This is a genomic window from Streptomyces sp. NPDC017448 (genome assembly GCF_044330565.1).
GTDB lineage: Bacteria > Actinomycetota > Actinomycetes > Streptomycetales > Streptomycetaceae > Streptomyces.
Genome location: NZ_JBIRLM010000002.1, coordinates 544,625 through 557,796, shown reverse-complemented (window position 1 = coordinate 557,796; position 13,172 = coordinate 544,625). Strand labels below are relative to the sequence as shown.

Genomic DNA, 13,172 nt, shown 5'->3' with positions numbered 1-13,172 from the left:
GCCGGGGCGACACCGGCGTCCGCACCAGACCACCGTCATGCCTCTGATCTCCGAGGAGCCTCAGATTCCCGAGAGCGCCCAGGGTCCCCGCGTCACTCCGGCCACCGGCCGCACCACGCCGACCCCCCGTCCCGTACCCGGCCCGCGTTCAGCGGCCACCCCGCGTCCCGGCCGTCCGGGCCCCGCCCCCGCGCGCCCCGCGTCCCCGGCGCAGCGCGCCCACTCCGCCCCCGCGGCGCCCGCTCGTCCGCAGCCGGCGGAGAATCGTTCCGCACCGCAGATCCAGCTGATCCCGGCCTCTGCGGCCGGTGCGCTCGACGCGGCCGAGGAAGCCGTCGACCTGCTGCTGGAGTCCGGCCGAGCGCCGGGCGACATCCTGGTACTCACCACCGGCGAACAGCACCCGTGGGCCGACCACGAGCTGTCCTTCGGCGAAGCCGCGTACTGGGCCCAGCACGACGCGGGTGACGACGTCTTCTTCGCCGACGTCTCCGCCCTGGACCGGGCCCGCCCCCGTCCCGTGGTGGTCGTCGCGGTCAACAGCGACGACGCCGAGCGGACCGTGGCCCGTGCCCTGCCCGCGGCCCGTGACCGTGCCGCCGCGCTGCTGATCGTCTGCGGCGACCCGCAGACGGCCAACTCCGCACTCGGCGCCGGGGTCTGAACCCGTCACACCGGTGTCTCCGGCCGTCCGTGCGGGCGGCCGGAGACGCCTCGGCCGGGTTCCGCGGAGTCTCCGGCCGGTGCCGGGTCCGCCCCGGCGGCTGATCTGCGGACCGGACGGTGGACGGCCCGCGGCCGGTCCGCGCCGTCCGGCGCCGCCGTCTGCCGCCGGTGGGCTCTGCCCCCCAAGCGGCCGTCGTCCGGTCAGCGGGCGGCGGTGCGCCGCAGCGCCTCCGCCGCCCCGCCGCCCGTCCGGGTCGGTGCGGTCGGACGGCCGGGGACGGTGTCGGCCAGGAGCGTGGGCTCCGACAGCGAACTGGGCCGCCGCCCTCCCCTTCCCTCGCCGAGCACCTGCCAGCCTCCGCGGGTCAGCGTGATGTACGCGCCGCAGCGCAGCCCGTGCAGGGTGCAGGCGTCCCGGAGGCCCCACATCCACGCGCCGTCCTCCTCGGTCCACCGTTCGTCACCGTCACGGCAGTACAGGAGCACGGCCGTACGGACCGGAGTACGACGGCGCAGGTCGTGCGGGATGACGCGCCGCAACTGCGCCAGCAGGGCGTTGCGGAACTCCCAGCCGTCCGCGGGCACCGTCGTCCGGCGGGCGAACGAAGCGCTCGCGATGAGCCGTTCCTCATGGTCGAGAACCGCGACCACGGCGGTGGCCGGCGCCGGCCGGTGCCGGGAGTGCAGCCCGCTGACGATCTCGCGGGGGCTGCGCAGCAGGGGTATGCCCGCCGACGCCCACTCCGCCGGTTCGAGCATCCGGGCAAGGCGGTTGACGGAGTCGACGGAAACCGAGGACGCCGATGTCGACGTGGCTGCGGACGGGGCGAATCCGAAGGTCACGGTCCTCCCTTCGCTACGCGCCCACGGTGCGGGCAGGGTCGAGTGAGGGCACGCCGCGGCACAGCCCTTCCGGGCCCGATGAGGAACTGTGCGGGGGCGACCCCAATTCTCCCTGGCCTACCGGCGGGCGGCAACGAGCAATTGCCGAGGCTGACGGGAATCAGCCGGAATGACACTGATATCCCTGCCCAGCCCTGCCCAGGATGACTCCTTCCGTCACCCCTGAACCGCGAGGACCAGCGGAAACACCCCCTGTGCTCCGGCCCGCCGCAGCAGACGCGCCGCCACGGCCAGGGTCCAGCCGGTGTCCGACAGATCGTCCACCAGCAGAACGGGCCCGCCCGCGGAGGCCACCGCCTCCGCCAGCTCCGTCTCCACGACCAGGGTCTCGTGCAGCGCCCGCACCCGCTGCGCACTGTTGGTCTGGGACATCCGCACCTCCTCGGAGCCCGGTGCGTAGGAGACCGTTCCGAGGAAAGGCATCCGGCCGATCCCGGAGATGCGGTGGCCGAGCGACTGGACCAGCTGCGGCCTGCGGCGCGAGGCCACGGTCACCACACCGACCGGCCGCGGAGCCGCGTCGGCCGCCCCGGAGGCCCAACCGCCCGGCCCCTTCGCCCAGTCGGCGAGCACGGTCACGACGGCGTCCGTGACGTCGTCCGTCACGGGGGCGTCCGGCGCCTGCGCCGCGAGCATGGGGCGCAGCCGGTTGCCCCAGCCGATGTCGGAGAGGCGTCCCAGCGCCCGGCCGGCGAAGGCCAGTTCGCCCGCGGGGATGCGCCCCTTGAGATCGACGCCCACCGCGGGCAGCCCGGTGGGCCACATCTTGCGGGGCTCCACCTCGACGCCGGGCCGGCCCAGCTCGTGGCGCGCCCCGTCCAGGGCGGCGGGGGAGACCTTGTCGTCGAAGCGGGCGCCGGCGCAGTTGTCGCAGCGTCCGCACGGCGCGGCCGCCTCGTCGTCCAGCCGCAGACGCAGGAACTCCATCCGGCACGCCGTCGTCGAGGCGTAGTCGCGCATGGCCTGCTGCTCGGCCTCCCGCTGCCGGGCGACCCACGCGTAACGCTCGGCGTCGTACACCCAGGGGGCGCCCGTGGCGGTCCAGCCGCCCTTGACCCGCTTCACCGCGCCGTCGACGTCCAGCACCTTGAGCATCGTCTCCAGCCTGGTGCGCCGCAGATCCACCAGGGGCTCCAGCGCGGGAAGGGAGAGCGGCCGCTCCGCGCGGGCCAGCACGTCCAGGGTGCGCCGCACCTGCTCCTCGGGGGGGAAGGCGACGGAGGCGAAGTACTGCCAGATCGCCTCGTCCTCCTTGCCGGGCAGCAGCAGCACCTCGGCGTGCTCCACCCCGCGCCCCGCACGACCGACCTGCTGGTAATAGGCGATGGGCGAGGAGGGCGAGCCCAGATGCACCACGAAGCCGAGGTCCGGCTTGTCGAACCCCATGCCCAGCGCGGAGGTGGCGACCAGCGCCTTGACCCGGTTGGCCAGCAGATCGTCCTCCGCCTGCTGCCGGTCGGCGTTCTCGGTACGCCCCGTGTACGAGGCGACGGGGTGCCCATTCTGGCGGAGGTAGGCCGTGACCTCCTCGGCCGCCGCCACCGTCAGCGTGTAGATGATCCCGGAGCCGGGCAGCTCGCCGAGATGGTCGCCCAGCCAGGCCAGCCGGTGGGCCGCGTGGGGCAGCCGCAGCACGCTCAGGCTCAGGCTCTCCCGGTCCAGCGGCCCCCGCAGGACCAGCGCGTCGGTTCCCGCGCCGGTGCCCAACTGCTCCGCGACGTCCGCCGTCACCCGGGCGTTGGCCGTGGCGGTGGTGGCGAGCACCGGCACACCCGCCGGCAGATCGGCGAGCATCGTCCGCAGCCGCCGGTAGTCCGGCCTGAAGTCGTGCCCCCAGTCGGAGATGCAGTGGGCCTCGTCGACCACCAGGAGGCCGGTCGCCGCCGCCAGCTTCGGCAGCACCTGGTCGCGGAAGTCGGGGTTGTTGAGCCGCTCCGGGCTCACCAGCAGGACGTCGACCTCACCGGCCGCCACCTCGGCCTGGACGCTCTCCCACTCCTCCGTGTTGGACGAATTGATCGTGCGGGCGCTGATCCCGGCCCGCGCCGCTGCCGCCACCTGGTTGCGCATCAGCGCCAGCAGCGGCGAGACGATCACCGTGGGGCCGCTGCCCTGCGCGCGGAGCAGCGAGGTGGCCACGAAGTAGACGGCCGACTTGCCCCAGCCGGTGCGCTGCACGACCAGAGCCCTGCGCTTGTCGGCGACGAGGGCCTCGATGGCCACCCACTGGTCCTCGCGCAGTACGGCCTTGCCGGTGGCGTCGCCCACCAGGCGGGCGAGGACGGAGTCGGCCGAAGCCCTGAGCGCTGCACGGTCTGCGTTGGTCATCCCCCCATGCAACCCGATGGCTACGACAAACCGCGAACGGCCGCGCGACCCCTGTGGATAACGTTATCCACAGGGGTCGCGGGATTCGGCGGGCTGCGGGACCGTCGAGCCATGAACAAGCACCAGGAATCCACCGGCCGGTCCGGGGAGCAGCAGATCACCCTGCGCGGGCCCGCCGACCTCGCCGACGCCCTCCCGTATCTGATGGGCTTCTACCCCAACGACAGCGTGGTGATGGTCGCGCTGCACGGCGGCCGGGGCCGCTTCGGCGGGCGGCTGCGCCTCGGCATTCCGCAGGCGCCCGGCGAATGGGGGCCGGTCGCGGACCAGCTCGCGGAGTGCCTGGTGTCGGAGAGCGAGCGCCGCGAGGGCAAGCCCGACGCCATCGTGCTCTTCCTCTGCCAGGACTCCCCGGACGGCTCGGGCGGCCGGTCGGCCATGGAGCGGCTCAGGCCGTTCGCGCAGCGGCTGCGGACGGCGTGCGGAGCACTCGACGTGCCCGTCCTCGAAGCGCTCTGCATCTCCGACGGGCGGTACTGGTCCTACTGCTGCCCCGACACCCGGTGCTGCCCCGACGAAGGAAACCCCCTGGCGCTGCCGGGCACCACGGTGATGGCCGCCGCGGCCACCTACGCGGGCGTCCACGTCCGGGGCACCCTGCGGGACATGGAGGACCGGCTGCGGCCGTGGCAGGTACCGGCAGCCGCGGCGGCTCAGGAGCAGGCCCTGGACAGGGCGGGCCCCGTGCTGCTGCCGCGGCTCCTCGACGAGCGGGCCAGACGGCAGGTCGCGGTGGAAACCCTCGGGCTGGCCCGCACCCTCATGGACCGCCTCGCGAAGGCGCGGCCCGCCCCGCCCGCGCTCGCGGATGCCGGGGACGACCAGCTGGTCGGATCCGACGAGGCTGCCGCGGTCATCCTCGGCCTCCAGGACCGCGACACCCGCGACAAGGCCGCCGTCTGGATGGAGGGACCGGAGGCGCAGTCGGCCCTGCGGCTGTGGCGGGCCCTGGCCCGGCGCTGCGTCGGGCCGTACGGGGAGCACGCCGCCGCTCCCCTCACCCTGGCAGGCTGGGTCTCCTGGTCCACGGGCGACGAGCCGGGCGCGCGGGTCGCCCTGTCGCTGGCTCTGCGAGCCGACCCCGGCTACACCTTCGCCCAACTGCTGCACCGGGCCTGCAACGAAGGGCTCGATCCGGAGGCCCTGCGCCGCTGCCTGCGAGAGGCGGCGGCCGAGGAGCCGGGCTCCGGCCCCGAAGCGCTGGAGGCTTCGGCGGGCTCCGCCGACCGGACAGGTGACCGGGCCGCCGACCGGACCGGCGTTCCCCTGCGCGTGCGCAAGGTCCGCTCCCTGCCCCGGAAGGGACGGCGGGAAGGGAGGGCTCCCCGGCGCTCGGCCGCCGAGCGGGGCGAGGCGTCGCACGGTCCGAACCGCCCTCGGGCCGCCGCGCCCCGCCGACCGGGCGAGGCCCGCCGGTACGGCAGCCGCACCAGCCGGACGCGACGATGACGCGAACGTGAAGAGGGTGGCAAGGGGCTGGGCGCGGGCAGGGCCCCTCCACCGCCCAGCCCCTCCATCGGTCGGCCCCCTCCACCGACCGGCCCCCTCCACCGGCCGGTCCTTTCCACCGGCCGGTCCTTTCCACCGGCCGGTCCTTTCCACCGACCGGCCCCTTCCACCGACCGGCCGCTTCGCGTCCACCGCGGAGCCCGGAGCGGCGGCGCATCCCCCGTCGCGGGACATGGACTGATCACGAGCATGCCGAAGGGAGTGTTTATCGTCAGGAAGACGACTATGATCGCGGCATGCCGCCCTACGACCCGTCGACCTTCCCGCCCTTCGCTGTCACCGTCGACCTGGTCGTGCTCACGGTGCGCCGTCACGCGCTCTGCGCGCTGGTCGTCCGCCGTGGAGAGGCGCCGTTCCAGGGCCGCTGGGCGCTGCCCGGCGGTTTCGTCAGGATGGACGAGGACCTGGGGTCCGCGGCGGCGCGCGAACTCGTCGAGGAGACCGGTCTGTGCGCGCACGATCCGGCGCGGCCGGCCACCGGCAACGGTGCGCATCTGGAGCAGCTGGCCACCTACGGGGATCCGGCGCGCGACCCCCGGATGCGTGTCGTCAGCGTCGCCCACCTCGCCCTCGCCCCGGACCTGCCCGCGCCCCGGGCGGGCGGCGACGCCAACAGCGCTCGCTGGGCGCCGGTCGAGGACCTGCTGCACCCCGGCGCCGGGCGGGAGGGCGAGCAGGCGGCTCCGCTGGCCTTCGACCACGCGCGAATCCTGGCCGATGGAGTGGAGCGGGCCCGCTCCAAGATCGAATACTCCTCGCTGGCCACGGCGTTCTGCCCCCCGGAGTTCACGGTCGGCGAGCTGCGCCGGGTGTACGAGGCGGTGTGGGGCGTGGTCCTCGACCCCCGCAACTTCCACCGCAAGGTCACCGGCACGCCGGGGTTCCTGGTGCCCTCCGGCGGGACGACCACCCGCCAGGGCGGACGGCCCGCGCAGTTGTTCCGCGCCGGAGCGGCGACGGTCCTCAACCCGCCGATGCTGCGGCCCGAGGTCTGAACCACGGGCGTTCCGCCGTGCTGGCCCCGCGGTACGCCTGTCGTCCCGCCCCTGCATCAAAAGTCGGAAATGTCGCGTTATGTTGCTGCGGTACCCCATGCCGCCGAGCGGTCTCACCTTCCGCGAGAGACGCGAGAGAAGCGATGCTCCAGGCCATCGGACTCACCAGCTCCCCCCGCCGCGACGCTCCGCCCGCCGTCAACGATCTGACCTTCGAGGCTCCCCCCGGCCGGGTCACGGCCCTGCTCGGAGCTCCGCGCTCGGGCAAGACCACCGCCCTGCGCCTGATGCTCGAACTGGACGCCGGAAGGGGTGTCGCCTACTTCCGGGGGAGGCCGTTGCACCGCATCGCCCACCCGGCGAGGGAAGTGGGCGTCCTGCTCGGCGACGTGCCGGGCCACCCCTCCCGGACCGCCCGGGGGCAGCTGCGGATGCTCTGCGCGGCCGCGGGCGTGCCCGCCTCCCGGGCCGACGAGGTGCTCGAAGTCGTCGGCCTCGCCGGGCTCGGCGACCAGCGCCTGGGAACCCTCTCGGTGGGGATGGACCGCAGGCTCGGCCTGGCCGCGGCCCTGCTCGGAGACCCGCACACGCTGATCCTGGACCAGCCGGCGGAAGGGCTGTCCCCGCGGGAGAACAGCTGGCTGTACGGGCTGTTGCGCGCTCACGCGGCCCAGGGCGGTACGGTCCTCTGCACCACCGACGACCCCAAGGAGGCGGCCCGCACGGCCGACCGGGTCGTCACCATCGGCGCCGGCCGCCTCGTCGCCGACCAGGACGTCACCGACTTCGCCCGCACCCGGCTCCGGGCCCGGGTCGCCGTCCGCACCCCGCACGCGGCCCGGTTGGCGGCCGTGGTCAGCCGGGAGGCCCGAGCCGCGCGGCGTTCCGTCGAGGTGGTCCAGGAGGCGGGCGGCCGGCTGACCGTCTACGGCAGCGACTGCGCGGAGATCGGCGACACCGCCTACCGGCACGGCGTCCCTGTGCACCGGCTCGCCGACGAGATCGGCGACACCGGGCCCGCCTCCTCCCCCGCGGAGCCGGCGGGCGTGCCGCGGGCGGAATCGGCCGTCGCCCTGTCCGAACTGCCGCCCCCGATCCGGGTGCGCCCCGCTCGCGGGCCCCTGCGGCCCCTCCGGTACGAACTGCGGCGCTCGCTCGGCGTCAGGACGACGACCATGATCATGGCGGCTGTTCTGGCGGTGTCGACCGTGATGTCCGTCCTGCTCGCCCGTACCGACGGCACCGCGCTGCCCCGTGTCCTCGCCGCCTGGCCCGCCCTGCTGCCGCTCCCTCCCGCCGCGCTCGGCGCGGGCCTGCTCGGGGCGCTGTCCTTCGGGGACGAGTTCCGCTATCCCGCGCTCGCCGCGGCGCGCGGCACCGTACCCCGGCGTCTGGGGCTGCTGCTGGCCAAGCTCACCGTGACCGCGGGCTTCGCGCTTCTGCTCGCGGGCCTCACCGTGGCGGGCGGAGCGCAGGCCCTCCGCCTGGTGTACGGGCCGGAGTTGATCGAGGTCCCGTCCAACGCCGTCGCTCTGGGGGCGAGTTGGGCCGGGCTGACGGTCGGCTGTGCCTGGGCGGGCCTGTTGGCGGCCGGCGTCTTCCGGGTGACGGGGGCAGGCATCGCCGCCGTGCTGGCCGTGCCGGTGCTCGTGGTTCCGCTGGTACGGAAGATCTTCGCGACGCCCTCCGCGCATTCGGTCGCCGGGCTTCCGGAGCGGCTGCGCGAACTGGCCGGACGGCAGTTGCCGCAGGAGGTGGACCACTGGATCCTGGCCGTCGCGCGGGTGGTGGCGCAGCCCGTCGGCACCGCCCTCGCCCTGTCGTTGTCGGCCTTGATCTGCGCGTATCTGTTCACCGGCCTTCGCGGAAGGGCGCGTTGGTGATCACCGCAGCCCTGGATCGAGGTCAGGAGGCCACAACTCCCTGAGAAATAGCCGATTTGTCCGGATATGGCGTCAATTGCGGAGCGAGCGCCGATCACCCTTTCGTGTGCTTTTCACCAAAGACCTCAAGGGGTGAGTGAGCCGCGCCGACAAAGGATGCGTGAGTACCCTTGCGCACACCATGATGAACGCCGCCCGCACCGCCGATTCCGGCCTGGCCGGCTCGGGCGAACTCGACCGCTACCCCTATGCGGAGACGCCGGCCGGCGAGCGTGCCGCGACCCGGTCCTGGGGCGGGTCCGACTCCGAACTGGGGCGAGCGAGCCGACGCGGGTCGGCCAGCCGGGGGCGCGGCCTCCACGGTCAACTCGTCCAGCAGCTGGGCCAGATGATCGTCTCCGGCGACCTCGGCGCGGACCGTCCCCTCGTTCCCGAGGAGATCGGCCAGCGGTTCGAGGTCTCCCGCACCGTCGTCCGCGAATCCCTGCGCGTCCTCGAAGCCAAGGGGCTGGTCAGCGCACGCCCCAACGTGGGGACGAGGGTCCGCCCGGTCAGCGACTGGAACCTGCTGGATCCCGACATCATCGAATGGCGGGCCTTCGGTCCACAGCGCGACGACCAGCGCCGCGAGCTGGCCGAGCTCCGCTGGACCATCGAACCGCTCGCCGCCCGCCTCGCGGCCGGGCACGACCGTGACGACATCCAGCAGCGGCTCGGCGACATGGTGGAGATCATGGGGCACGCGATGGGCCAGGGGGACGCGATCACCTTCTCCCGCGCCGACGCCGAGTTCCACGCCCTGCTCATCCAGGCCGCCGGGAACCGGATGCTGGAGCACCTCTCCGGCATCGTCTCGGCCGCCCTCCACGTCTCCGGCGGCCCCGTCACCGGCTGTGACCGCCCCGGCGAGAGCTCGCTGGCCCACCACGTGCGGATCGTCGACGCTGTGGCGTCGGGCGACGCGGGCGCGGCCGAGACGGCCATGCGCCAGCTGCTCGTCGTCCACCCCGATGTCGAGCGTGTGGTCCCCGCCCCGCGCGAGCACTGACCGAGCGGCGTGGCCGGGTCCGGGCCCGGTGCCGCCGGACCGGTGCGGTCCGGCGGCATAATTGTGGAGGGATGCCACTCTTGGTCCGCTTCGTCGCGTATGGGGTGTGACTCGGGCCACGCGGATTGGCCGTAACGCTCCTCGAAGCAGCGCGATGACTTAAGAGGTGAGCGTCGCGGAAGGAATACAGCAGCCCTCGGGTCGCGCTGTGCAGTTCTGAGACCAAGCCCGCGCCGTCGGCGACATCCCCAGTCGACGGTCGTCGGTTCCCGCCCTCTCCAGGGCAGGGCCGGAAGCCGTTTCCATCGTTCCGAGAGGTTGTTCGTGTCGGCCAGCACATCCCGTACGCTCCCGCCGGAGATCGCCGAGTCCGCATCTGTGATGGCGCTCATCGAGCGGGGAAAGGCTGATGGGCAGATCGCCGGCGATGACGTGCGTCGGGCCTTCGAGGCTGACCAGATTCCGCCAACCCAGTGGAAGAACGTTCTGCGCAGCCTCAACCAGATCCTCGAGGAAGAGGGTGTGACGCTGATGGTCAGTGCAGCGGAGTCGCCGAAGCGCGCCCGCAAGAGCGTCGCAGCGAAGAGCCCGGCCAAGCGCACCGCCACCAAGAGCGTCACGGCGAAGACCACCGTGACCCGCACCGTCGCCGCCCCCGCCGCCCCGGCGGCCGAGGGCGCGGACGCGGCGGCCGACGAGACCGTCGCGGCCCCGCCCGCCAAGAAGGCGGCGGCCAAGAAGACCGCCGCGAAGAAGACCGTCGCGAAGAAGACTGCGGCCAAGAAGACCGCCGCCAAGAAGGCCGGCAAGCAGGACGACGAGCTGCTCGACGGCGATGAGCCGGTCGAGGAGGTCAAGGCCGGCAAGGGCGAGGAAGAGGAGGGCGAGGGCGAGAACAAGGGCTTCGTCCTCTCCGACGACGACGAGGACGACGCGCCCGCGCAGCAGGTCGCCGTCGCCGGCGCCACCGCCGACCCGGTCAAGGACTACCTGAAGCAGATCGGCAAGGTCCCCCTCCTCAACGCCGAGCAGGAGGTCGAGCTCGCCAAGCGCATCGAGGCCGGTCTCTTCGCCGAGGACAAGCTGGCCAACGCCGACAAGCTCGCCCCGAAGCTCAAGCGCGAGCTGGAGATCATCGCCGAGGACGGCCGGCGGGCCAAGAACCACCTCCTGGAGGCCAACCTCCGTCTGGTGGTCTCCCTGGCCAAGCGCTACACCGGCCGCGGCATGCTCTTCCTGGACCTGATCCAGGAGGGCAACCTCGGCCTGATCCGCGCGGTCGAGAAGTTCGACTACACCAAGGGCTACAAGTTCTCCACGTACGCCACCTGGTGGATCCGTCAGGCGATCACCCGCGCCATGGCCGACCAGGCCCGCACCATCCGTATCCCGGTGCACATGGTCGAGGTCATCAACAAGCTCGCGCGCGTCCAGCGCCAGATGCTCCAGGACCTGGGCCGCGAGCCCACCCCGGAGGAGCTGGCCAAGGAGCTCGACATGACCCCCGAGAAGGTCATCGAGGTCCAGAAGTACGGCCGTGAGCCGATCTCGCTGCACACCCCGCTCGGTGAGGACGGCGACAGCGAGTTCGGTGACCTGATCGAGGACTCCGAGGCCGTCGTCCCCGCGGACGCGGTCAGCTTCACCCTCCTCCAGGAGCAGCTGCACTCGGTGCTCGACACGCTCTCCGAGCGTGAGGCCGGAGTGGTCTCGATGCGCTTCGGTCTCACCGACGGGCAGCCGAAGACGCTCGACGAGATCGGCAAGGTCTACGGCGTGACGCGTGAGCGCATCCGCCAGATCGAGTCGAAGACCATGTCGAAGCTCCGCCACCCGTCGCGTTCCCAGGTGCTGCGCGACTACCTCGACTAGACCGAGAAGATCCGGGGCACTGCCTGCCGGAGTGCGGAGGAATCACCGGCCGAGGGCCCGGAACCCCCAGGGGATCCGGGCCCTCCGGCGTGTCCTCGGGGGTGGACGCGTACCTGCTGGATCACGCTGGGTGAAACGTTACCGCCTCAGCGTCAGGAGCCTCCATGCCCCGTTCCCTCGTCCGTGCCCTGACCGGGGTTCTCGCCCTGACCGCCGCTGCGTCCGTGCCGCCGTTCGCCCCGCCCTCCGAGGCGGTCGCGGAGAGCATCGTCGTCGGCGGCCGGCCCGCCCCCGTGGCGGACAGCCCCTGGGTCGTGGCGCTGTCGAGCCGGGACCGGTTCGGAGGGGCCCGCTCGGGGCAGTTCTGCGGCGGGGTCGCCGTGGCGCCCACGAAGGTCCTGACGGCCGCCCACTGTCTGAGTGAGGAGGCGCTCGGCACCCCGGCGAGCAGGGTGAAGGACCTGCGGGTCATCGCCGGCCGGGAGCGGCTGGGCGATTCGGACGGCCGGGAGATCCCGGTCCGGGCCATCTGGGTGAACCCGGCGTACGACTCCGTCTCCAACGCCGGCGACCTCGCTGTGCTGACCCTGGCCCGTGCTCTGCCGAAGGGCGGGACCATCCCGATGGCCCGGCGCGGGGACGCCGCCTACCGGGCCGGCACCGCCGCGGACGTGTACGGCTGGGGCGACACCACGGGAAGCGGTACGTACGCCTCCGTACTGCGTTCCGCGCGGGTCCGGGTCCTCCCGGACGCCGACTGCGCGCGGGCCTACCCGGGCGGCAGGGAGGGTACGTACAGGGCCTCCGCGATGCTCTGTGCGGGCGATCCGGCGGGGGGCCGGGACGCGTGCCAGGGGGACAGCGGCGGCCCGCTGGTGGCCCGTGGGCGGCTCGTCGGCCTGGTGTCCTGGGGCAGCGGCTGCGGCCGGCCGGGCAGCCCCGGCGTGTACACACGGGTCTCCGCTGCCCTGGAGTGGGCCGGGGGCCGCATCTGAGACCAGGCCGGGACGGGCCGGTGCGCGGGGCGGCCCCCAGGCGAACCCGGGGCGGGACCGGCCGTACGCCGACGCCGTCGGTCCGGAGGCCCCGGGGCCCGCCCGGCATCCCGGGGCCCGCCCGGCGCCCCCGGGGCCTCGGTGCACGGCCCCGGGGCTCCGTCCCGTACGCGGAACCGCCCGGGTCCGCGTACGAGAACGGGCGGCGCCCCCGGGATGGGGGAGCCGCCCGTCGGCCGGTCCTGGACCGGCCCTTGGCTCGTCGTGGATGTGCGAGGTGTCAGTGTTCCTCGTCGGCGGACGCCGTCTGCACGGCGGTGAGCCGATCCGTCTCATCCTGTATTTCCGCGGCGATCTTCTTGAGTTCCGGCTCGAACTTGCGCCCGTGGTGGGCGCAGAAGAGCAGTTCACCACCGCTGATCAGAACGACGCGCAGATATGCCTGGGCGCCGCAACGGTCGCAGCGGTCAGCCGCGGTCAGCGGGCTCGCGGGGGTCAGAACAGTAGTCACGTCGCCTCTTCTCTAGCTCGACGAGCTGTCGTACCAGGGTCAACATCCAACCAGGCCGAAAACGTTCCCGCTCGTGGCTTTTCTTCGAAACTTCTTCTCGGTGTGGCTGTCTGTTGCCGGTTGGCGGCGAATGTGCCGTATGCGGAAGCGCTACGGTTTCGCATTGCTTGTCAGGGGGTGGGTCCCGCCGGCCGGCTTGCCGGTTTGTTCATGAGGACGTGCCCGGAGCCTAAATGGTTCATGCCTCGAAGGGAACGTGATGTGCACGTCACTCCAACGAATGATCGAACATCCATGCGAGCCTGGATGAGGCTCGACTAGCATGAGGATTCCCCGAGGGTGGCGTTACAACCGCTCTACCAGGCCTCTGTAGGCTCTCAGCGGCAACCGAAGCCGAGCCCC

10 protein-coding genes are annotated in these 13,172 nt (G+C 73.0%); 7 read left to right on the top strand and 3 right to left on the bottom strand.

Annotation, left to right across the window (positions count from 1 at the left end; translation table 11 throughout):
- The first annotated feature begins 37 nt into the window (after positions 1-37).
- The gene (locus ACH4K1_RS07070) at positions 38-664 is read left to right on the top strand and encodes a hypothetical protein (protein ID WP_398087348.1); all 627 of its coding nucleotides are present in this window, start codon (positions 38-40) and stop codon (positions 662-664) included.
- 203 nt (positions 665-867) lie between these two features.
- Here the strand turns inward: ACH4K1_RS07070 and ACH4K1_RS07065 are convergent, their stop codons facing one another.
- On the bottom strand, positions 868-1,509 hold the full coding sequence (locus ACH4K1_RS07065; protein WP_398087347.1) for a hypothetical protein: 642 nt from the start codon (positions 1,507-1,509) through the stop codon (positions 868-870).
- Positions 1,510-1,725: 216 nt separating this feature from the next.
- Entirely contained in the window at positions 1,726-3,897 is a 2,172-nt protein-coding gene (locus tag ACH4K1_RS07060; protein ID WP_398087346.1) for a RecQ family ATP-dependent DNA helicase, read from the bottom strand.
- A gap of 111 nt (positions 3,898-4,008) precedes the next feature.
- Here ACH4K1_RS07060 and ACH4K1_RS07055 point away from each other — a divergent pair, with 111 nt between their 5' ends.
- The 6 genes from ACH4K1_RS07055 to ACH4K1_RS07030 all read left to right on the top strand — a co-directional run bounded on the left by ACH4K1_RS07055 (position 4,009) and on the right by ACH4K1_RS07030 (position 12,259).
- A complete protein-coding gene (locus tag ACH4K1_RS07055; RefSeq protein ID WP_398087344.1) occupies positions 4,009-5,406 on the top strand; it encodes a DUF4192 domain-containing protein in 1,398 nt (465 codons plus the stop codon).
- Between the two features lie 296 nt (positions 5,407-5,702).
- Positions 5,703-6,461, top strand: coding sequence for an NUDIX domain-containing protein (locus ACH4K1_RS07050; RefSeq protein WP_073767457.1), 759 nt, complete (start codon positions 5,703-5,705; stop codon positions 6,459-6,461).
- Between the two features lie 143 nt (positions 6,462-6,604).
- Positions 6,605-8,344: an ATP-binding cassette domain-containing protein gene (locus ACH4K1_RS07045; protein ID WP_398087342.1), complete on the top strand. Its 1,740-nt coding sequence runs from the start codon at positions 6,605-6,607 to the stop codon at positions 8,342-8,344.
- Between the two features lie 160 nt (positions 8,345-8,504).
- Positions 8,505-9,392, top strand: a complete 888-nt coding sequence (locus tag ACH4K1_RS07040; RefSeq protein ID WP_398087341.1) for a FadR/GntR family transcriptional regulator — start codon at positions 8,505-8,507, stop codon at positions 9,390-9,392.
- A gap of 324 nt (positions 9,393-9,716) precedes the next feature.
- Positions 9,717-11,264 (top strand): RNA polymerase sigma factor, encoded by a 1,548-nt coding sequence (locus tag ACH4K1_RS07035; RefSeq protein ID WP_398087340.1) that lies wholly within the window; start codon positions 9,717-9,719, stop codon positions 11,262-11,264.
- A gap of 164 nt (positions 11,265-11,428) precedes the next feature.
- Positions 11,429-12,259 (top strand): S1 family peptidase, encoded by an 831-nt coding sequence (locus ACH4K1_RS07030; protein ID WP_398087338.1) that lies wholly within the window; start codon positions 11,429-11,431, stop codon positions 12,257-12,259.
- A 280-nt stretch (positions 12,260-12,539) separates the two neighbouring features.
- On the opposite strand, the gene ACH4K1_RS07025 is transcribed toward ACH4K1_RS07030, so the two are convergent.
- Complete coding sequence (locus ACH4K1_RS07025) at positions 12,540-12,770, bottom strand: hypothetical protein (protein ID WP_228988688.1); 231 nt, start codon at positions 12,768-12,770, stop codon at positions 12,540-12,542.
- Positions 12,771-13,172: the final 402 nt, after the last annotated feature.

Excerpts from the sequence above, each read along its gene's own strand:
- ACH4K1_RS07070 (WP_398087348.1), top strand. The coding sequence starts at position 38 with ATGCCTCTGATCTCCGAGGAGCCTCAGATTCCCGAGAGCGCCCAGGGT.
- ACH4K1_RS07060 (WP_398087346.1), bottom strand. The coding sequence starts at position 3,897 with ATGACCAACGCAGACCGTGCAGCGCTCAGGGCTTCGGCCGACTCCGTC.
- ACH4K1_RS07055 (WP_398087344.1), top strand. The coding sequence starts at position 4,009 with ATGAACAAGCACCAGGAATCCACCGGCCGGTCCGGGGAGCAGCAGATC.
- ACH4K1_RS07050 (WP_073767457.1), top strand. The coding sequence starts at position 5,703 with ATGCCGCCCTACGACCCGTCGACCTTCCCGCCCTTCGCTGTCACCGTC.
- ACH4K1_RS07045 (WP_398087342.1), top strand. The coding sequence starts at position 6,605 with ATGCTCCAGGCCATCGGACTCACCAGCTCCCCCCGCCGCGACGCTCCG.
- ACH4K1_RS07030 (WP_398087338.1), top strand. The coding sequence starts at position 11,429 with ATGCCCCGTTCCCTCGTCCGTGCCCTGACCGGGGTTCTCGCCCTGACC.